The 18,969-nt window shown below is 61.3% G+C and carries 18 protein-coding genes; 9 read left to right on the forward strand and 9 right to left on the reverse strand.

Annotated elements, in window-relative coordinates; genetic code table 11:
- Positions 1–60 precede the first annotated feature (60 nt).
- The 3 genes from AB4O09_RS06250 (at position 61) to AB4O09_RS06260 (ending at position 3,505) form a co-directional block, all read left to right on the forward strand.
- Positions 61–228 (forward strand): hypothetical protein, encoded by a 168-nt coding sequence (locus AB4O09_RS06250; RefSeq protein WP_155252599.1) that lies wholly within the window; start codon positions 61–63, stop codon positions 226–228.
- A gap of 67 nt (positions 229–295) precedes the next feature.
- Complete coding sequence (locus tag AB4O09_RS06255; protein WP_460108026.1) at positions 296–2,845, forward strand: LuxR C-terminal-related transcriptional regulator; 2,550 nt, start codon at positions 296–298, stop codon at positions 2,843–2,845.
- Positions 2,846–3,169: 324 nt separating this feature from the next.
- Positions 3,170–3,505, forward strand: coding sequence for a hypothetical protein (locus tag AB4O09_RS06260; protein ID WP_146002229.1), 336 nt, complete (start codon positions 3,170–3,172; stop codon positions 3,503–3,505).
- On the opposite strand, the gene AB4O09_RS06265 is transcribed toward AB4O09_RS06260, so the two are convergent.
- Positions 3,470–4,291 (reverse strand): IclR family transcriptional regulator, encoded by an 822-nt coding sequence (locus AB4O09_RS06265; protein WP_003205431.1) that lies wholly within the window; start codon positions 4,289–4,291, stop codon positions 3,470–3,472. The genes AB4O09_RS06260 and AB4O09_RS06265 overlap by 36 nt on opposite strands.
- 151 nt (positions 4,292–4,442) lie before the next feature.
- Between AB4O09_RS06265 and hmgA the strand changes: the two genes are divergently transcribed.
- The 3 genes from hmgA to maiA are packed head-to-tail and all read left to right on the forward strand — an operon-like array spanning position 4,443 to position 7,704.
- A complete protein-coding gene (hmgA, locus tag AB4O09_RS06270) occupies positions 4,443–5,747 on the forward strand; it encodes a homogentisate 1,2-dioxygenase (protein WP_013694190.1) in 1,305 nt (434 codons plus the stop codon).
- 3 nt (positions 5,748–5,750) lie between these two features.
- The gene (gene fahA, locus AB4O09_RS06275; RefSeq protein ID WP_123351189.1) at positions 5,751–7,055 is read left to right on the forward strand and encodes a fumarylacetoacetase; all 1,305 of its coding nucleotides are present in this window, start codon (positions 5,751–5,753) and stop codon (positions 7,053–7,055) included.
- Between the two features lie 10 nt (positions 7,056–7,065).
- Positions 7,066–7,704 carry a maleylacetoacetate isomerase gene (gene maiA / locus AB4O09_RS06280; RefSeq protein WP_038859414.1) on the forward strand — a complete coding sequence of 213 codons (639 nt, stop codon included), beginning with the start codon at positions 7,066–7,068 and terminating at the stop codon, positions 7,702–7,704.
- 140 nt (positions 7,705–7,844) lie between these two features.
- On the opposite strand, the gene AB4O09_RS06285 is transcribed toward maiA, so the two are convergent.
- Positions 7,845–8,648 carry a SirB1 family protein gene (locus tag AB4O09_RS06285; RefSeq protein WP_003205424.1) on the reverse strand — a complete coding sequence of 268 codons (804 nt, stop codon included), beginning with the start codon at positions 8,646–8,648 and terminating at the stop codon, positions 7,845–7,847.
- 187 nt (positions 8,649–8,835) lie between these two features.
- On the opposite strand from AB4O09_RS06285, the gene AB4O09_RS06290 reads away from it, so the two are divergent.
- Positions 8,836–9,855 (forward strand): Glu/Leu/Phe/Val dehydrogenase family protein, encoded by a 1,020-nt coding sequence (locus AB4O09_RS06290; protein WP_003205422.1) that lies wholly within the window; start codon positions 8,836–8,838, stop codon positions 9,853–9,855.
- Positions 9,856–9,993: 138 nt separating this feature from the next.
- Here the strand turns inward: AB4O09_RS06290 and glyA are convergent, their stop codons facing one another.
- The 5 genes from glyA to AB4O09_RS06315 all read right to left on the reverse strand — a co-directional run bounded on the left by glyA (position 9,994) and on the right by AB4O09_RS06315 (position 15,427).
- Complete coding sequence (gene glyA, locus AB4O09_RS06295; RefSeq protein ID WP_460108028.1) at positions 9,994–11,232, reverse strand: serine hydroxymethyltransferase; 1,239 nt, start codon at positions 11,230–11,232, stop codon at positions 9,994–9,996.
- A gap of 11 nt (positions 11,233–11,243) precedes the next feature.
- A complete protein-coding gene (thrC, locus tag AB4O09_RS06300) occupies positions 11,244–12,497 on the reverse strand; it encodes a threonine synthase (protein WP_003205418.1) in 1,254 nt (417 codons plus the stop codon).
- A gap of 94 nt (positions 12,498–12,591) precedes the next feature.
- The gene (locus AB4O09_RS06305; protein WP_003205417.1) at positions 12,592–13,023 is read right to left on the reverse strand and encodes a Rid family detoxifying hydrolase; all 432 of its coding nucleotides are present in this window, start codon (positions 13,021–13,023) and stop codon (positions 12,592–12,594) included.
- Positions 13,024–13,052: 29 nt separating this feature from the next.
- A complete protein-coding gene (locus AB4O09_RS06310) occupies positions 13,053–14,225 on the reverse strand; it encodes an NAD(P)/FAD-dependent oxidoreductase (protein ID WP_212795349.1) in 1,173 nt (390 codons plus the stop codon).
- A complete protein-coding gene (locus AB4O09_RS06315; protein WP_003205413.1) occupies positions 14,222–15,427 on the reverse strand; it encodes a benzoate/H(+) symporter BenE family transporter in 1,206 nt (401 codons plus the stop codon). The genes AB4O09_RS06310 and AB4O09_RS06315 overlap by 4 nt, the downstream gene beginning before the upstream one ends.
- Positions 15,428–15,769: 342 nt before the next feature.
- On the opposite strand from AB4O09_RS06315, the gene AB4O09_RS06320 reads away from it, so the two are divergent.
- Positions 15,770–17,161 carry an aminotransferase-like domain-containing protein gene (locus tag AB4O09_RS06320; protein WP_003205412.1) on the forward strand — a complete coding sequence of 464 codons (1,392 nt, stop codon included), beginning with the start codon at positions 15,770–15,772 and terminating at the stop codon, positions 17,159–17,161.
- Between the two features lie 75 nt (positions 17,162–17,236).
- Here AB4O09_RS06320 and AB4O09_RS06325 read toward each other — a convergent pair whose 3' ends face one another.
- The gene (locus AB4O09_RS06325; protein ID WP_003205410.1) at positions 17,237–17,497 is read right to left on the reverse strand and encodes a YebG family protein; all 261 of its coding nucleotides are present in this window, start codon (positions 17,495–17,497) and stop codon (positions 17,237–17,239) included.
- A gap of 322 nt (positions 17,498–17,819) precedes the next feature.
- Here AB4O09_RS06325 and AB4O09_RS06330 point away from each other — a divergent pair, with 322 nt between their 5' ends.
- A complete protein-coding gene (locus AB4O09_RS06330; RefSeq protein WP_003205409.1) occupies positions 17,820–18,320 on the forward strand; it encodes a phosphate-starvation-inducible protein PsiE in 501 nt (166 codons plus the stop codon).
- Here AB4O09_RS06330 and AB4O09_RS06335 read toward each other — a convergent pair.
- On the reverse strand, positions 18,317–18,634 hold the full coding sequence (locus tag AB4O09_RS06335; RefSeq protein ID WP_003205408.1) for a DUF3509 domain-containing protein: 318 nt from the start codon (positions 18,632–18,634) through the stop codon (positions 18,317–18,319). The genes AB4O09_RS06330 and AB4O09_RS06335 overlap by 4 nt on opposite strands.
- Positions 18,635–18,969 lie beyond the last annotated feature (335 nt).

Consider the following 18,969-nt stretch of genomic DNA (forward strand, 5'->3'; position numbering starts at 1 on the left):
GACTGTTGGAAAGATAACTGTGGCAAAGGGATTTATCTGTCGGAGCAAGGCTTGCCCGCGATGGCCGCACCGCTGTTCGAAAGCTTGCCCGCGTTATCGTTCATCGCGGGCAAGCCTTGCTCCCACAGTGAATCCTTTGCCCACAAGGTTGTGCCTGACTTGATGATCGTGATCGACCGGCAGCGCCCCTGCCGGTCGTTTTTTTATGGGCGCCAATCAGCGCGCTGAATACTTCTCCAAAGCTCGGCGACACAGGACTAGGGTGGTGAGATAACAATAAACAGGATCTGCACACATGACCGCCATGACCCCGTGTCCGGACCGTCCAGGATTGTTGCCTCGCCTGTCCTCGACGCACGTGCCGCGGCGGTCCCTGAGCGAGCCGCTGCTGACGTCCGAAGCGCGAGTAAAACTGCTTTGCGCGCCAGCGGGCAGTGGCAAGAGTGCATTGTTCGCCGAGTGCTTCCTGCAGGCTCCCACCGGGTGTCGGCTGCATTGGTTGCCACTGGGGGGTGCGGCGTTGAGCACGGTGCAAATGTGCGAGCGCCTGGCCCAGGCCCTCGGGCTGCCGATGCTCGATGAAGCGGGACTGCTGGCCCACCTGGCGCGTTTGCAGACACCCACGTGGTTGTTCCTGGATGACTACTGCCGAGTGCCGAATCCCGAACTGGACCAGTTGCTCGACCGTCTGTTGAACACCAGCAGTCCGGCGTTGCACCTGTGGCTGAATAGCCGCCGCCGTCCCCACTGCAACTGGCCGCGACTGTTGCTCGATGACGAGTTGCACGAGTTCGATGCACAGGCATTGTTCTTCACCCCTGACGATGTCCTGCCATTGCTGCGTCATCTGCCCGATCCCCAGGCTGCCCGGACTGCCCACGAGGTGATCCAGCGCAGTGGCGGCTGGTGTGCCGGGGTGCGCATCACGCTGTTGGAGCGTTGCGAATGGGCGCGCAGTCATGCAACGCCGGGACGGCCGGGGACCTTGGTCGACTACCTGGAGTATGAACTGTTCAGCACGCTGACCCCGGATCTGGCGCAGGCCTGGCGTGTGCTGGCGCATCTGCCGCGCTTCAATGCCCGGCTGTGCGAGCATCTGTTCGGCGACACCGTGGGCGCGCAATGCTTGCCCTTGCTACTGGACCTGGGATGTTTCATCGAGCCATGGGAGCAGACGTCGGACTGGTTGCAGATTTTTCCGGCCCTGGCTCGGCTGGTACGTGAAGAACCCTGGCCGCAGGGGCGTTCCTGGCATCGACGGGCCTGCCAGTGGTTTGCTGCCGAGCAGGATTGGCAAATGGCGTTCGAGCAAGCCATGTTGGCCGAGGAGTTCGAGACTGCCGTCAGTTTCTTGCAGCATTTGAGCTTCGAGCACGTCTTGCAGCGTCGCAACGTGGTGCTGTTGCTGGGCCTGCACGATCAACAAGGCGAAGCGCTGACCCTCTGTACGCCGCAATCGGTGGGGTTGGTCACTGCTGCGCTGTTGTTCGCCGGACGCTTCGACCAGGCGTCGACGTGCATTGAGCAACTGGCCAGGTTCATGCCGCAGCCTTCGGCCTGCCGGCAGCGACAGCTGCTGGCCAGGTGGCAGGTCTTGCAAGGCTGGTTGCTGCACCTCTCGGGCGATGGCGAACAGGCGCGCGAGCACTTCCTCCAAGCCCAGGCCTGCCTGGACCCCGAGGCCTGGGCTCAACGGGTGCTGTGCCTGGGTGGGCTCACGCAGCAGGCGCTGCTTGAAGGCGAACTGGCTTCTGCGCATCGGATCAACCGCCAGGCGCTGTGCCTGGCGCGTGCGCAAGGTTCACTGGTATTCGAAGGATTGCTGGAACTGGACCACGCCCAAGTCCTGGAACAACGTGGCGCGCCTCACCGGGCCGATCATCTGCTGGCCGCCGTCCAGGCGCTGCTGGATAAACCAGGCCAGGACTTTTCCCCGCTGTTGGGGCGTATCGCCCTGCGGCGCGGGCGCCTGGCATTGCGCATGGGGTTTGAAGAGCGCGCCGCCGAGCAGTTTCAAACGGGCCTGGAAACGGGCCTGCACAGCCTGGACAAACAAGTGCTCTATGGCTTTCTCGGCAAGGCCAGCCTGGCTGCCAACCAGGGCGACTATGGCGAGGCCTTCATGCAACTGCGCGATGCCGAGCGGATCATGCAGCAGCGGCACATCCCCGACACCGTTTACCGTGGTGTGTTGCTGCAAACCAGCTGCCAGTTCTGGCTGCAACAGGGGCGGGCGGAACTGGCCCATGAAGCCTTGACCCGCGTCTTGCGCCATTTTCACGGGCCGCAGGCCAAGCATGCGCCTCCCGCGACCCTGGAATTGATTGCACGACTTGAATACCTGCTGGTGCTGGCCGAGGTTTACCTGCAGCGGGCACAGGAGCCGCAGGCGCGCCTGCAAGCCATGATCGCCCGGGCACAGCAGAGTGAAATGCACAGCCTGGAAACCGAACTGCAGCTGGTGTTGACGGAGGTTGTCTGGTTGTCCGGCGATCGCTCCCAGGCCCGGATACTCCTGCAAGAAGGGCTCAAGCGAGTCACTTGCTGGCGGGCCCAGCAAGCCTTGTGCGAGCTGCGCTTGCGTCAGCCGGAGCTGGTACGTTGGGCACAATCGGCAGAGCAGGTCGAGCCGCCCGCCAGCGCCGAGGACACCTTGCTCAGTCATCGCGAACTGGAGGTCCTGGAGCTGATTGCGCAAGGTCATTCAAACCAACAGATTGCCGAACGGCTGTTCATTTCGTTGCACACGGTGAAAACCCATGCGCGGCGAATCCACAGCAAGTTGGGCGTGCAGCGGCGTACGCAGGCAGTGGCAAAAGCCAAGGTCATGGGCGTGATGGGTTAGATGCAATGATTCGACACTTCACGCGCGCTTACACTTGCCTTTTTTACAGTCACGCGCTGGCCTGTGTATAACGGCGAGACTGAAGTTCAAGCCTAAGTTGCGTCTTCAGTTGAATCGAGATGCCGCGCTGTTGTATCAGCCGCACAATCAATAACGGCCCGGACAGGAAGTTCGAGGCGATGAAATGACAAGGATGCCTTATGAATACTCCGTTGTTTTCTTCCCACTCTGAAAGACTCCGAGGACCGGGTCAGGACGCTGGACTTGATAGCGTTTGAGACAATCGTCACGGACATTGTTGCAAGTTTGACGGACAAGCCTGCAATGGATTTATCCCCGCGTCCCCTCAGGCCCTTGTCCGTCGAGGATGTGCACGGGGCATTGAAAGTCCACGTGCCCAACGTCGATCCGGATGGCGTGTACGTGACCAGTTTTATTGCGCACGGCCCCGGCAAGCGCATGGTGTCGTCGTCCGAGCAACTGATTGAGTATCTATTGGGCCACTTCAGGAATGATGTGATTCCCTATCACTCCAAGGGCCGTCACCAGGGGATTTATACCGTTCCCTTCAGCGGCGAAGAGCGTTATCTCCATCCGCAACTGATCACCTCTCACCTGAATGATTTAGTGATCAGGATTGTCCCGGATTTGCTGGGCTGATCCCGGACTCGCTTCATACCCCATCCGCCAACTCACGGCCCGGGTCGCCGCCAACAGGCGTTGCGCCGCCGGGCCGTCTTCGTCGGCGTGGAACAGCGAGGTCGGTCCCACGATCGTCATCACCGCTTTCACCTCGCCGACGGCATTGAATACCGGAGCGGACAAGGCATCCACGCCCGGCATCAGCAAGCCATGCACATGGTGCAGGCCGCGACTGCGAATCTGTTCGCACAACGCGGCATAAACGCGATCGTCGGCGAGGGCGTGGTGCTCGGTGCCTTGTACTTCCTGCTCGCGCAAACCGATGGTCTCGCGCTCCGGCAGATAAGCGCTGAACACCAGCCCCGTGGACGAACTGAGCAGTGGCAATACCGAACCCAGTTGCGTCACCACGGTCACGGCCCGCACGGCGGGTTCGATCCGTACCACGGTCGCGCCATGGTTGCCCCACACCGCCAGGAAGCAGGTTTCGTTCAAGTCGTCGCGCAGTTCGGCCAGGGGCAGGGCGGCCACTTGCAGCACGTCCATACCGTTGAGCGCTGCCAGGCCTACGCGCAGGGCCTCGCGGCCCAGGCCATAGTGGTTGGTAGCGGCGTTCTGCTCGGCAAACCCGCTGGCGATCAAGGCCTGCAGATACCGATGAACCTTGCTCGCCGGCATTTGCACGTGTTCGGCCAGCCGCGACAGCGACGTGGAGGGCGACAGTTCGGCCAGGGCCTTGAGGATGTCGGTGCCGACTTCGGCCGAGCGGACTTTCTGTTTACCGTTGCTGAGCGGGGTTTCCATGGAGGCGCAGGGTCCAGAGGCGAATGGGCGTCTTTATAGCTTGACGGTCGCTGTCGAGCAAATTACGTTATGCGTAATCGAATTACGATAAAAATAACCCGGTGCGCCTCAACCACTCCGTTGAGTGACGGGCCGCATTCCTGGAGGCTCCATGAACCTCGATTCCCCAGCGTCGGACCTGGCTTACCAATCAGGCTTGGGCAACGAATTTGCCAGCGAAGCATTGCCCGGCGCACTGCCCGTCGGCCAGAACTCGCCACAGAAAGCCCCGTACGGTCTCTATGCCGAGTTGTTCTCCGGCACGGCGTTCACCATGGCTCGCAGCGAAGCGCGGCGTACCTGGATGTATCGCATCCGGCCGTCGGCCAATCATCCGGCCTTCACCAAGCTCGAACGGCAATTGGCGGGCGGCCCATTGGGCGACGTCACACCCAATCGCCTGCGTTGGAACCCGCTGGAGATCCCCGCCGAGCCCACCGATTTCATCGACGGGCTGGTGTGCATGGCGGCCAATGCCGGTGCGGACAAGCCGGCCGGCATCAGCCTTTATCAGTACCGGGCCAACCGCTCCATGGAGCGGGTATTTTTCAATGCCGACGGTGAATGGCTGATCGTGCCGCAACTGGGACGGCTGCGGATCGCCACCGAGTTGGGCGTGCTGGAACTGGCACCACTGGAAATCGTCGTGCTGCCCCGGGGGCTGAAATTTCGCATTGAACTGCTCGATCCGCAGGCCCGTGGTTACCTCGCCGAAAACCATGGCGCGCCGCTACGCCTGCCGGACCTCGGGCCCATCGGCAGCAATGGCCTGGCGAATCCGCGGGATTTCCTGACTCCGGTCGCCCATTACGAGAACCTCGCGCAACCGACCCCGCTGGTGCAGAAATTCCTCGGTGAGTTGTGGGGGTGCGAGCTGGATCATTCGCCCCTCGACGTGGTGGCCTGGCACGGCAACAACGTGCCGTATAAATATGATCTGCGCCGCTTCAACACCATTGGCACGGTCAGCTTCGATCACCCGGACCCGTCTATTTTCACCGTGTTGACCTCGCCCACCAGCGTCCACGGCCTGGCCAACCTCGATTTCGTGATTTTCCCGCCACGCTGGATGGTGGCAGAGAACACCTTCCGTCCACCGTGGTTCCACCGCAACCTGATGAACGAATTCATGGGCCTGATCCAGGGCGCCTACGATGCCAAGGCCGAAGGTTTCCTACCGGGCGGCGCGTCCTTGCACAGCTGCATGAGTGCCCATGGCCCGGATGGCGAGACCTGTACCAAGGCGATCAACGCCGATCTACAGCCGGCGAAAATCGACAACACCATGGCGTTCATGTTCGAGACCAGCCAGGTGCTGCGTCCAAGTCGTTTCGCCCTGGGCTGCCCGCAACTGCAAACCGACTACGATGCATGTTGGGCCTCACTGCCTGTCACGTTCGACCCGACCCGGAGATAACCCATGACTCAACTTTCCCCTGCCCGTAGCTGGGTCGCCTGTGCCAACGGCCATGCGGACTTCCCGTTGCAGAACCTGCCATTGGGTATCTTCAGTGTCGATGGCGGTGCCCTGCGCAGCGGCGTGGCGATTGGCGAGCGCATTTTCGATCTGCAGGCGGCGCTGCACGCGGGCTTGTTTGACGGCGCGGCACGCCAGGCTGTCGAAGCCATGGCCGACGGCCAGTTGAATGCATTTTTCGACCTGGGCCGAGGCGCCCGGGTTGCCCTGCGTGAACGACTGCTGGAACTGCTGCGCGAGGACAGCCCCCTGCGTGGCAAGGTCGAAGCCCAGGGCGCGAAACTGCTGCTCCTCGCGGCCGACTGCCAGATGCACCTGCCGGCCAGGATCAACGACTACACCGACTTCTACGTCGGTATCGAGCACGCGCAGAATGTCGGCAAGCTGTTCCGCCCCGACAATCCGTTGCTGCCCAACTACAAATACGTCCCCATCGGTTACCACGGTCGCGCCTCGACCATTCGCCCGTCCGGCACCGACGTGCGCCGCCCCAAGGGCCAGACCCTGCCGGCCGGCCAGAGCGAGCCGACCTTCGGCCCGTGTGCGCGGCTGGACTATGAGCTGGAACTGGGCATCTGGATCGGCAAGGGCAATGCCCTGGGCGAACCGATCCCCATCGGCGATGCCGCCGAACACATTGGCGGGTTCTGCCTGCTCAACGACTGGTCGGCCCGGGATATCCAGGCGTGGGAATACCAGCCGCTGGGGCCGTTCCTGTCGAAGAGTTTCCTGACCAGTATTTCGCCATGGGTGGTGACGGCTGAAGCCCTGGAACCGTTCCGTCGCCCGCAACCGGCACGCCCGCAAGGCGATCCGCAACCGCTGCCGTATCTGCTGGACAAGCGTGACCAGGCCGGCGGTGCCTTCGACATCGAGCTGGAAGTCCTGTTGCTCACCGAGGCCATGGGCGAGCAAAACCTGCCGGCCCAGCGCCTGACCCTGAGCAACACCCAGTACATGTACTGGACCGTGGCGCAAATGGTTGCGCACCACAGCGTCAACGGTTGCCAGTTGCAGGCCGGCGACCTGTTTGGCTCGGGCACCCTGTCGGGCCCTGAAAACCATCAATTCGGCAGTCTGCTGGAAATCACCGAAGGCGGTAAAAAACCGATCGAACTGGCGTCTGGCGAAGTGCGCCGATTCCTTGAGGACGGTGACGAAATCATCTTGCGGGCCCGTTGCCGCCGCGAGGGTTTCGCGTCCATCGGCTTCGGCGAGTGCCGGGGCAAGATCCTGCCGGCGTGTTGAGGGGCAGGGCATGGAACTCTATACCTACTATCGCTCCACCTCGTCCTATCGGGTGCGCATTGCACTGGCGCTCAAGGGCCTGGATTACCAGGCCCTGCCGGTCAACCTGATCGCTGCGCCTGGGGGCGAGCATCGCCAGCCGGCCTATCTGGCGATCAACCCCCAGGGCCGGGTGCCGGCGCTGCGCACCGATGAGGGCGCGCTGCTGGTGCAATCGCCGGCCATCATCGAATACCTGGAGGAGCGTTATCCACAGGTGCCGCTGCTCAGCGCCGACCTGGCGATGCGCGCCCACGAACGAGGCGTCGCCGCGCTGATCGGTTGCGACATTCACCCCCTGCACAACGTCAGCGTGCTCAACAAACTGCGGCAGTGGGGCCACGATGAAACGCAGGTGACGGAGTGGATCGGCCACTGGATCAGCCAGGGCTTGGCGGCGGTGGAGCAGTTGATTGGCGACGACGGCTATTGCTTCGGTGCAGCGCCGGGGCTGGCGGATGTATACCTGATCCCGCAGTTGTACGCGGCCGAGCGGTTCAATGTTTCGTTGCTGGCGTATCCGCGGATCCGTCGTGTTGCGGCGTTGGCGGCTGGGCATGTGGCGTTCCAACAGGCGCACCCGGCGAATCAGCCGGATACCCCGGCCTGACATTGATGTAGGCCGTTGCACCGCTATCGCGAGCAAGCTCGCTCCCACATTGGACTGTGACAAGCACAAAACCTGAGTTCAATGCGATCAACTGTGGGAGCGAGCTTGCTCGCGATAGCGATTTAACCACCTGCAACCGCTCAATGCACAACCGAATTCGGTGGCAAATGCCCCAGCCGCTCCGTCAGTCGGATTCGCTGGATCGGATCGTCGCTGAGCATCAGGGCATGCTCCAGGTCGAAGCGTTCGGCGTTGGGGCAATCGAGTCGCTGATACAGGCTGGCGCGGGCCAGGTAGTCGGCGGCGCTGGCGTTGCCCAGCTCCAGCACCCGTTCGGCGTCGATCAGGGCCGCGATGTAATCGTCGTTCGCCAGATGCAGTTGACGCAGGTTGCGCGACAGGCGCTGCAGCATCTGCATCGGCTCGGCGTTGACCAGGTGTTCAGCCTTGAGCTGCATGTTCGCGCCGTATTGGCGCTGTAGCAGTTCCCGGCAGTCATTGGGGTACAACCGGCGGCCACCGCACGGATCGAGCAGGTGATCGGCGCCGGGCACCTTCAACAGGAAATGCCCGGGGAAATTGACACCGACCATCGGAATTTCCAGGCCTCGGGCCAGTTCCAGGGCGATCAGGCCGAGGGCCAGGGGCTGCCCGCGTTTGCGCGCCAGGACTTTGTCCAGTAACGCCGCTCGCGGTCGCAAAGGCGTGAAGTCGTCCTGGGCGAAACCCAAGTCATTGAGCCGCCGCAGCAAGGGCTGGCCCAGTTCGCTGACAGGCAGCATCGGCAAGCCCTGGCTGACCCGTTGTTGCAGCTCCTTGAAATCCTTCAGCAAGGCCGGTACGTCGACCTCGCGATCATGTTCGGCAGCGATCCACAGCGCCGCTTCGAACAGCGCTGGTGGCGAGCGGTGCAGACAATCAAAAAAGGCTTGGCGCGGTTTCATCAAACTCTCCGGGCTATGCTCCCGTTTTAGCCCTGCCGTGGATTTTCGTCCAGTCTCGGACAGAGGCTGTAACAGGTTATGCCGAAAAGGACTGACCACCCCGGCGACTTATTCCTGCGTGCTCCAGCAAATTTCGACTGCACGCCTATACTGGCGAAACAAACAAAAGTGATTCGGGAGCCTTTCGATGTTTGCTCTCATGCAAAGCTCCCGCCTTGAATCGCTGCACCTAAGCGTAGACCCGGCAACCGGGTTGAAGGCGGTGATTGCCATTCATTGCAGCCGTCCGGGGCCCGCCCTGGGGGGCTGTCGTTATCTTGCCTACCCCGACGACGAAAGTGCCGTGGCCGATGCCGTGCGCCTGGCCCAAGGCATGAGCTACAAGGCGGCACTGGCCGGCTTGCCCGTGGGCGGCGGGGTGGCGGTGATCATGCGCCCGGCCCATGTCGAGAGTCGGGCTGCGTTGTTCGAAGCCTTTGGTCGTTGTATCGAGCAGTTGGACGGTCGCTATATCACGGCCATCGACAGCGGCACGTCGGTGGCCGACATGGATTGCATCGCCCAGCAGACTCGCCATGTCACCAGCACCACGGCCTCGGGAGATCCCGCGCCCCACGCGGCAATGGGGGTCTTTGCCGGTATCCGTGCCACCGCCATGGCCCGCCTGGGCAGCGATAACCTCGAAAGCCTGCGGGTGGCGATCCAGGGCCTGGGCAACGTCGGTTATGCCTTGGCCGAACAACTGCACGCGGCTGGTGCCGAATTGCTGGTCAGCGACATCGACCCTGGCAAGGTGCAATTGGCGATGGAGCAACTGGGCGCCCATCCGATCGCCAACGACGCGTTGCTCAGCACGCCCTGCGACATCCTTGCTCCTTGCGGGTTGGGTGGGGTGCTCAACAGCCAAAGCGTGGCACAACTGCGCTGCTCGGCCGTTGCCGGCTCGGCCCATAATCAGTTGAGCAACCTGCAAGTGGCCGACCAGTTGGAAAGACGTGGAATTCTCTATGCGCCGGACTATGTGATCAACTCCGGTGGCCTGATCTACGTCGCGCTGAAACATCGTGGCGAAGAACTGTCGACGATCACCGCGCACTTGTCGAAAATCGGTGCCCGGCTCACGGAAGTCTTCGCCCACGCCCAGGCGGAGAAGCGCTCACCGGCCCGGGTAGCCGATGAGCTGGCGGAGCGTTTGTTGTACCGCTGAAAATCAAAAGGAAGTAATGGGTAGTAGTGAAGCAGCCTATCTGTGGGAGCAAGGCCTGCCCGCGATGCAGGCGCCGCGACTGTTCAGGCTAATCGAGTCATCGTTCATCGCGAGCAAGCTTTGCTCCCACAGCTGCAATTACCTCAACAGATACACCGGAAAGCATTCGCAAAGATGCATCACTCGGCGCCGGGTGTTGTCCAGGCGTGCTGCGTTGTCCGGCTGTTCCAGCAGGTCGGCGATCAAGTTCGCCACTTCGGCACATTCGGCTTCGCCAAAACCGCGGGTGGTCAGTGCCGGCGTGCCGATGCGAATGCCGCTGGTGATGGCCGGTTTCTGCGGATCGTTGGGAATCGCGTTTTTGTTCAAGGTGATATGGGCGCTTTCCAGCAGCGCCTCGGCGTCTTTGCCGGTGATGTTCATCGAGCGCAGATCGAGCAGGAACATATGGCAATCAGTACCGCCGGACACCACCCGCAAGCCGCGTCGGGTCAGGACGTCGGCCATGACGCGGGCGTTGTCGATCACCCGCTGCTGGTAATGCTTGAACCCATCGCCCAAGGCTTCGTTGAACGCCACGGCCTTGGCGGCGATGACGTGCATCAGCGGGCCGCCCTGGTACACCGGGAAAATCGTCTTGTCGAGCAGGGCGCCATATTGCGCCTTGGCCAGGATCAGACCGCCGCGCGGGCCGCGCAAGGTCTTGTGGGTGGTGGAGGTGATGAAGTCGGCGATGCCAACCGGCGACGGGTACACGCCGGCAGCGATCAACCCGGCGTAGTGCGCCATGTCCACCATCAGGTAGGCGCTGATTTCATCGCAGATCTTGCGAAAGCGCTGGAAGTCGATGGTCCGCGAATAGGCCGAGGCCCCGGCGATGATCATCTTCGGCCGGTGTTCCCTGGCCAGGGCTTCCATTTCTTCGTAGTCGAGGGTTTCGGTTTCCGTGTCCAGGCCATAGGAAAATGCCCGGTAGATCTTGCCGGAAAAATTCACCGAGGCGCCGTGGGTCAGGTGGCCGCCATGGGCCAGGGACATGCCCAGGATGGTGTCGCCGGGTTCAAGTACTGCCAGGAAAACCGCCTGGTTGGCCTGGGAGCCGGAGTGCGGTTGCACGTTGACGTATTCGCAGTTGAACAACTTGCGAGCGCGTTCGATGGCCAGGTTCTCGATTTCATCGACGACCTTGCAGCCGCCGTAGTAACGCTTGCCCGGATAGCCTTCGGCGTATTTGTTGGTGAGCACGGAACCCTGGGCCTGGAGCACTTCCTCGCTGACATAGTTTTCCGAAGCGATCAGCTCCAGGTGGGTTTCCTGGCGGTTGCGCTCGCGGTCGATCAGGCGGGCAATGGTGGGGTCGAAATTTTGCAGGCTCATGGTGTGATTCCCTAGATAAGCGCCTCGGCCAGTGGCGCGGTCACGTGATGCGGCAACACCCGTGGCTGGCTTTTGGTCGAGTCGGATAGAAAAATGGAAGTGTCTTTCAAACCGCTGCCGGTGATCAGGATCACGGCGGTTTGCGGTGTGTCGGGGTGTGTTTCGGCATACTTGAGCAGACCGGCGAAGGCACTGGCGGCGCCGGCTTCCGGAAACACGCCGGTGCTGGCGGCCAATCTCGAGGCGGCGGCGACAATGCTCGGGTCGCTGACACAGATGAACTCGCCGCCGCTGGCGGTGACCGCACGCATGGCCTTGAGGCGATCACGCGGCAGCGCCACATTGATGCTGCTGGCCAGGCTGGTGGGGGGACGGCGCTCGGTTTTCTGCATCGAGCGGTCGTCGCGCCAGGCGCGGTACATGAAGTTGCTGTGCTCGGCCTGCACGCCGATCAGGCGTGGGATGCGTTCGATCCAGCCCAATTGCAGCAAGTCGAAAAAGCCCTTGTAGACCGAGCCCAGGATGCAGCCGTTGCCGACGGGCACGAACACCAGGTCCGGCACCTGCCAGTTGAGTTGTTCGCACATCTCGAAGGCGACGGTTTTCTTGCCTTCGCTCATGTACGAGTTGATCCCGGTGGTGCGGTTGTACCAGCCATGTTCTTCGCAGGCGTTGAGGCATTGCTCGAAAGCTTCGTCATATTGCCCGTCGACCAGCACGATCTCGGCGCCGTAGCCCTGCATCTGCGCGAGTTTTTCGCGGGGCGCGCTCTTGGGCAGGTAAATGACATTGTGCAAGCCCAGGCTGGCGCTCATCCCGGCCAATGCCGAAGCGGCATTACCGGTGCTGGCCACTGCCACGGTGCGTGCACCGGATTGCATGGCGTGGGCCACCGCCAGGGCGCTGGCGCGATCCTTCAACGACCCGGTCGGTTGCCGCGATTCGTCTTTTACGAAGACTTTGATCCGGGCGCCTTTGCCGAGCAATTCCGGGCGTGAGTACAGCGGCGTGTTGCCCACCAGTAACGGTGGAATGAATTGCGTCGAGCTCAACGGCATCAAGCGGTCATAGCGCCACATGCCACGGGCGTGGTCATGGGCCAGGCTGTCCCGGGACCATTCGCGCTTGAGTGTCGGGTAATCGTAAAGCGCGTCCAGGGCACCATCGACTTTGCAATGAGGGCAGTAATAGCTGACCTCATGGGGCTGGTAGCTTCGATCGCAAACCAGGCACTGCAATACATACTCTCTGTACGAATTTTTCATGGTCACCCTCTGAAAGTACGCTGTGCTGGTGCTTTCCTTGCCAACGTCGGTCCAGCTCACCGGACCGACGGGCACTCCGCTGACAGAAGGTGTTTCAGATCACCATGATGGCGTCGATGGCAACCAGGGTGTTGCGTGCCAGTGCACTGGCGCCGGCGGTGGTGCGGGCCGGGTAGGGCTTGGTGAAGTACTCTTCCATGACGCGGTTGAGGGTCGGGAACTCACTCAAGTCAGTGATGAACGCCGTGACCTTGACCACGTTCGCCAGAGTGCCACCTGCCGCTTCGGCCATTTGCACCAGGTTGTCGAGGGTCTGGCGCAGTTGGCCTTCGAAATCCTTGGCCAGCACTTCGTTGTTCAGCGCCGAGACCGGGGTCTGTGCCGACAGGTAGATGGTCTGCCCGTGGCTGACCTTGATGCCCTGGGAATAGGTACCCAGCGGCAGTGGTGCCTTATCGGTGAAAATGACGTTCTCTTCGCCCAGGAAAGGTTTGGCGGCGGGCTGGATTTGAGCGGTGGTTTGCATAGTGACGTTCCTTGTTAAGTGGGTGGGGGTTAGTGCAAATCGGCAACCTGCTTGACGGCCAGGCTGGAAAATTCCTCGTCGCGGCAACGGGCCGGGGAAAAATGCTGGTAGTTGAGTTGCAGCGCCGCCAGGTCGTCCGGCATGGCGATGCCCAGCGCCGCATGGCTGCACAGGCGTGCAATGGCGGGCGCGGCCTGGATGCCGTAGCCACCGAGGGCGGCGAGCCAGATAAAACTCTCTTGCTGCGGATCCTGGCCGAGCACCGGCGAGCGGTCGGCGACGAAGGTTCGCAGGCCTGCCCACTTATTGATGATCGAGCGTGGGCGCAGGCGCGTGGTGTTTTGCAGGCGATCCATGGTGATGGCCAGGTCAAGCTCTTCCGGCAGCGCGTCGCAGGGCAACGAAGGGCTTTCATCGCAGGGGGAGACGATCAGCCGCCCGGCTTCAGGCTTGATGAAAATGTCCTCGTCGACCGTGCCCAGGTAGGGCGTGTGGTGCACGTCGCACTGTGGATCGACCGCCAGCACGGTACGCCGCAACGGTCGGACACCGACCTTGGGCACGCCGCAGCGCTCGGCCAATTCATCGGCCCAGGCACCGGCGGCGTTGACCGCGATGGCTGCTTGCAATTGCTGGCCGTCCTGGGTGTGCAAGCGCCAGTGCCCGTCGCGATATTCGCCACGCAGCACTTCGGTCTCGCGCTTGATCACACCACCGCGGGCACGCAGCCCACCGAGGTAGGCGCCGTGAATACCGTGCACATCCAAATCGAAGGCGCTGGGCTCGTAGATCCCGGCGCTCCAGGCGCCTTCGGCGAGGTAGGGCACGAGCTCCTGCACTTGCTTGTCGTCGAGCAGCTCGGCCGTGGGCACTTGCCCCAGGACGGCGCTGAAACGCGCTTTGAGTTTGTCCACCCGTGCTGCCTGGGCCACGATCAGCGCGCCCCGGGGCGACCAGAGCGGATGCTCGGCCAGGCCCTCGGGCGGGTTTTCGAAAAAGCGCCGGGACGCGCAGGTCAGTGAGCGGATCTGTTGGTTGCCGTAGCTTTCCATCGAGATCGCGGCTGAGCGCCCCGTGGTGTGATAGGCCAGTTGCTGTTCCTGTTCGAGCAGGCAGACGCTGCCATGGGCTGCCAATTCATAAGCGGCAGACACGCCGGCGATGCCGCCACCCACCACAATGAAGTCGTAACGAGCGGTCATGGTCGGCTGCCCTCGGCGATAACGGCGGCTTTGCGTTCGCGGGTGTAGGTCAGCACGAAGTGCGCCACGAGGCCGAAGATCAAGCCCCAGAATGCGGCGGCCAGGCCGAGGTAACTCATGCCCGAAGCCGTCACCAGGAAAGTGATCAGTGCCGCTTCGCGTTGTTTCTCGTCAGCCATGGCGCCGGTCAGCCCGGCGCTGATTGCGCCAAACAAGGCGAGGCCGGCGAGGGCGGCGATCAATTCTTTCGGCAGTGCGGAGAACACCGAGGCCAGGGTGGCGCCGAAGGTCCCCATCAGAATGTAGAACACCCCGCAGGCAATCCCGGCCATGTAGCGTTTGTCGCGGTCTTCGTGGGCTTCGCGGCCGGTGCAGATCGCTGCGGTAATGGCCGCCAGGTTCAAACCGTGGGAACCGAACGGGGCCATCAGGATCGAGCCAATCGCGGTGACCGAGATGATCGAGCGTGCCGGCGTGTTGTAGCCCGAGGTGCGCAACACCGCCATGCCTGGCACGTACTGGCCGGTCAAGGTCACCAGCGCCAGTGGCAGGCCGATGTTGATGATTGCGTGCCAGTTCCATTCAGGGGCGATGAAGATCGGCTGGGCCACGGCGATGGTGATCGAGGTGCTATTGAGTTCACCGAACGAGGCGGCCACCGCGCAACCGACGATCAGCACCGACAGGATCGCGTAGCGTGGCGAAAAGCGCTTGAAGATCAGGTATGCCGCGATCATCGCCAAGACCAGAGCCGGCTGCAGTTTGATCGACGTGAACAGCTCGGCGCCGAAGCGGAACAGGATCCCGGCGAGCATGGCGGCGGCAATGGCCTTGGGCAAGCGGCTCATCAGCTTGTCGAACGCACCGGACAGGCCGACCAGCGCGATGATCACCGACGCCACCACATAAGCACCGATGGCCTGGGGCAGGGTCACGGTGGGCAGCATCGACACCAGCAACGCTGCACCCGGTGTCGACCATGCGGTGATGACCGGAACACGCAGGCGCCAGCTCAGGAACAGGCCGGTAATCCCGCTGCCAATGGAGATGGCCCAGATCCATGAAGACACCACGTCGTTGGGCAGGTGCGCTTCCTTGGCTGCCTGGAACACGATGATGAGCGGGCCGGCGTAGGAAATGATCACGGCGATGAAGCCCGCGATGATCGCCGACAGAGATAGATCCTTTCTGAATGTGTCCATGATGTCTCGACTTGGCGCGACAGGAGCGCGCAGTGAATGATTGAGTCGATTGCTTCGATTCGAGATCAGTGTATTTGAATGAATTGAGTTGATTCAATAGGGGGCGGGATTGTTACGAGATATTTTTCTGTTGTGACGGGCTATTTTTGCGGATTTAAAGAACTAAATATTTGATTTTAAATGATTTTATTTCTAGTAAAAATTTCTTCACATGACATTGAGAAACGATTCAATAATCGTATCAATCGACTCAATGTGTCGATTGTGTCGAATTATTAGTTGCCTAACCTCCATGTGATATGCTCGGATATTCATCATTTCTACGATGGGCAGTGATCATTCATGTGGGTTCCCCAGCTAAGCGAGTTCAGTCAGCCGATGTATTTGTCGATTGCCGATGCGTTGGCGCGCGATATCAACAACGGCGTGTTGAACGAGGGCGATCGCCTGCCGACCTTGCGGGAGCTGGCCACCACCTTGAATGTCACGCCGGGCACCATCAGTCGGGCCTATAGCGAAGCTCATCGGCGTCGCTTGGTGCAGGGGGAAGTGGGGCGTGGCACCTACGTGCTCAACCAGAAACAGCTGGAGCTGCCGGCCAGCAACAGCGCCTCCGCGCCGCTGAACCTGGGGCAATCCGAACTGCTCGATCTTTCGATCATCAAGCCCTACAGCGAAACCCTGGAGTACTGGTTGCGTGGCGCGCTGGTGGGCATGGCCAAGAGCACCGATTTCGCTCGCGCACTGGATTACGCGCCGGATGGCGGTCACCCGGCGCATCGCGAGGCGGGGGCGCAATGGTTGCGTCATTCATTGCCCGACGCGCAATGGCAGCAAGTGGTGATTACCGCAGGAGCCCAGCATGGCTTGATGGTGGCGATGAGCGCCCTGACCAACGCCGGTGACCTGGTGCTCTGCGAAGCGCTTTGCTACCCGGGCATCATCTCCCTGGCCCACGGTCTTGAGCGGCGCCTGCGTGGCGTGCCGATGGATGACGAGGGCATCATTCCCGAAGCGTTGCGTGAACTGTGCCTGCGAGAGAAGCCGGCGATGCTGGTCTGCGTGGCGACCTGCCAGAACCCGACGGCGGCGATCATGTCGCAGAAGCGTCGGGCCCAGATCGCCGCGCTTGCCGAGGAGTTCGACTTCATCATCCTGGACGATGATATCTATGGCTTCCTGGCCACCGACCCATCGATCAAGCCACTGTCGGCCTTTGCGCCGGACCGTTCGGTGTACCTGACCAGTCTGTCGAAATCGGTCATGCCGGCGCTTCGTGTAGGTTATATCTACAGCCCGCCGAAACTGCTGTCTCGCCTGACCTCGATGGTGCGCAGCAGCGTCTGGATGCCGTCGCCATTGACCGCGCAGTTGGCCAGCAATGTGATTACCGAGGGCCTGGACAAGAAACTGATTCGCATCCAGCGCAACGAGGCGGCGGGGCGACAGGCGATCGCCAGGGAAATCTTTGCCAATTTCGAGCTCAAGACCCAGCCATATTCCTATCACGTCTGGTTGACGCTGCCGGAGCCATGGACCAGCGACGAGTTCACCATGCTCGCCCGGGCCAACGGCGTATTGGTCCTCAGCGGCACCCAATTCCAGGCTGAGCGCTCAGGGACAACCCGCTGTGTACGGCTGGTGTTGATGTCCCCTACCAGCCAGGACGAACTGCGTTTCGCCCTGACCAAGCTGGCGAGCCTGATCGATTCAGATCCACGCCGTTATTACTGAAAAAGATCGCAGCCTTCGGCAGCTCCTGCACGGTTGTTCCATGTGGGAGCTGCCGAAGGCTGCGATCTTTTTTAGTTATTCGTCCGACGGATTGAGCAGTTCGGACAAGGCGTCCGGCTGGCTCTTGAACGCCTTGGCGAACACATCACGATTCTTCGCCATGTAGATCCCGGCTTCCTCGACTTGTTGCTCGCTCAGCGATGGAACGGCTTTTTGCAACACCTCTGCCAGCAATTCGGCGAGTTCCAGCATTTTGTCATGACGGTCAGCTTCGGCTTTATCCATGAACAAGCGCTCCAGATCTCGGCTGCTGCGGTATACCACTTCGACGGCCATTCACCACCTCACATGCCTTCACATTGGTTGTCTTTGTGACTACTGTATTTATATACAGGCAAAAGAATAAGCGAATCCTGTTGCTTTGGATAGTGGCTTTTTAATGTAGACCGGTTTCTGCATGTGAGAGCAAAGCTTGTGGGAGTAAAAGCTTGTGTGGGAGCAAAGCTTGCTCGCGACAAGGCCGCATGACGATCGCAAAAGTGCCGGATACCAGCCTATCGCCATCTCACCTTCAGTCGCTGGCCTTTTTTCTGCATGCAGAACAACCGTCACGTCCAACCCGCATCATCCGGTCGAGCCGACCTAAGGAAACTACATCGTGAAAATCAACTGGGCCGAGACCTTGCGCCAGAACGTCCATCAACTGGCCGAGTCCCTGGGAAACCTGTTCGTCGAGACCTTCCATTACCTGGCCCTGTTCGCCATCGGTGCGGTGACCGCGTGGGCGGCGGTAATGGAATTCTTGCAGATGATCGAAGCAGGACACATCAAGATCGATGACATCCTGCTGCTGTTCATCTATCTGGAATTGGGGGCGATGGTCGGGATCTACTTCAAGACCAACCACATGCCGGTGCGGTTTCTGATCTACGTGGCGATCACGGCGCTGACGCGGCTGCTGATTTCCAACGTTTCCCACCACAGCCCGCCAGACCTGGGGATCATCTACCTGTGTGGTGGCATCCTGCTGCTGGCGTTTTCGATCCTGGTGGTGCGCTACGCTTCGTCGCAGTTCCCCTCGGTGAAGATCGAGCACCCGCACCGCAAGGTCGGCGCGGGTTCCAGCGAGCATGCCGAGGTGGAGAAAGGAGAAATCTAGATCCCGGCGGCAGAGGGCGCCGGCCCCTGTGCGTGCGGTGGTGGCAGCTTGATGCTGTCACCGCCGGTCATGGCTTCGAGGATGGCCACGGCGCTGTGGCCCTGCTCGATGGCGATACCGAACTGAATGCTTTGCACCAGCCGCTTGAGCCGCTCCGGGTCGTTGCGCTGCTGGGCGCTGATCATGCGTTTGGCAACGATGCGCCCGCTCTTGGACAGGGTCAGCATGATGCTGCCGTCCAGGCCCTGAATGCTCAGGTTGATTTGATAATGCGGCGCAAAGGCGTCGGTAATGATCTGAAAAGGGTTGTCCATGATGCGTCACCGCCTGATTGAACGTGCAGTTGTTGACCGGCCATGATCGGGATTAGTTCGCAACACCGGACCACCGGCCATTCCATGATCGTGTTCATCTCGAGATTCCTGGGGCCAGGCAGGCCTCAAGATCAAAAGATCGCAGCCTGCGGCAGCTCCTACAGGGAGTTAGCAAGTGGCATGCCGGAAAAACTGTCGGACAATGATCACGGCGCCTGGGCGCCAAACGCTCTGGAATGCGGCTGTGGCCGCTGCCCGTTTCGGGGCAATAACGCGCGGATGTTCGCTGACGGTGCAGGAGGGGAGGCGATTTATGGTGGGCAGGCAGGGCAGGG

It is taken from the genome of Pseudomonas sp. H1_F01, assembly GCF_054681425.1.

Excerpts from the sequence above, each read along its gene's own strand:
- AB4O09_RS06250 (WP_155252599.1), top strand. The coding sequence starts at position 61 with ATGGCCGCACCGCTGTTCGAAAGCTTGCCCGCGTTATCGTTCATCGCG.
- AB4O09_RS06255 (WP_460108026.1), top strand. The coding sequence starts at position 296 with ATGACCGCCATGACCCCGTGTCCGGACCGTCCAGGATTGTTGCCTCGC.
- AB4O09_RS06260 (WP_146002229.1), top strand. The coding sequence starts at position 3,170 with ATGGATTTATCCCCGCGTCCCCTCAGGCCCTTGTCCGTCGAGGATGTG.
- AB4O09_RS06265 (WP_003205431.1), bottom strand. The coding sequence starts at position 4,291 with ATGGAAACCCCGCTCAGCAACGGTAAACAGAAAGTCCGCTCGGCCGAA.
- hmgA (WP_013694190.1), top strand. The coding sequence starts at position 4,443 with ATGAACCTCGATTCCCCAGCGTCGGACCTGGCTTACCAATCAGGCTTG.
- fahA (WP_123351189.1), top strand. The coding sequence starts at position 5,751 with ATGACTCAACTTTCCCCTGCCCGTAGCTGGGTCGCCTGTGCCAACGGC.
- maiA (WP_038859414.1), top strand. The coding sequence starts at position 7,066 with ATGGAACTCTATACCTACTATCGCTCCACCTCGTCCTATCGGGTGCGC.
- AB4O09_RS06285 (WP_003205424.1), bottom strand. The coding sequence starts at position 8,648 with ATGAAACCGCGCCAAGCCTTTTTTGATTGTCTGCACCGCTCGCCACCA.
- AB4O09_RS06290 (WP_003205422.1), top strand. The coding sequence starts at position 8,836 with ATGTTTGCTCTCATGCAAAGCTCCCGCCTTGAATCGCTGCACCTAAGC.
- glyA (WP_460108028.1), bottom strand. The coding sequence starts at position 11,232 with ATGAGCCTGCAAAATTTCGACCCCACCATTGCCCGCCTGATCGACCGC.
- thrC (WP_003205418.1), bottom strand. The coding sequence starts at position 12,497 with ATGAAAAATTCGTACAGAGAGTATGTATTGCAGTGCCTGGTTTGCGAT.
- AB4O09_RS06305 (WP_003205417.1), bottom strand. The coding sequence starts at position 13,023 with ATGCAAACCACCGCTCAAATCCAGCCCGCCGCCAAACCTTTCCTGGGC.
- AB4O09_RS06310 (WP_212795349.1), bottom strand. The coding sequence starts at position 14,225 with ATGACCGCTCGTTACGACTTCATTGTGGTGGGTGGCGGCATCGCCGGC.
- AB4O09_RS06315 (WP_003205413.1), bottom strand. The coding sequence starts at position 15,427 with ATGGACACATTCAGAAAGGATCTATCTCTGTCGGCGATCATCGCGGGC.
- AB4O09_RS06320 (WP_003205412.1), top strand. The coding sequence starts at position 15,770 with ATGTGGGTTCCCCAGCTAAGCGAGTTCAGTCAGCCGATGTATTTGTCG.
- AB4O09_RS06325 (WP_003205410.1), bottom strand. The coding sequence starts at position 17,497 with ATGGCCGTCGAAGTGGTATACCGCAGCAGCCGAGATCTGGAGCGCTTG.
- AB4O09_RS06335 (WP_003205408.1), bottom strand. The coding sequence starts at position 18,634 with ATGGACAACCCTTTTCAGATCATTACCGACGCCTTTGCGCCGCATTAT.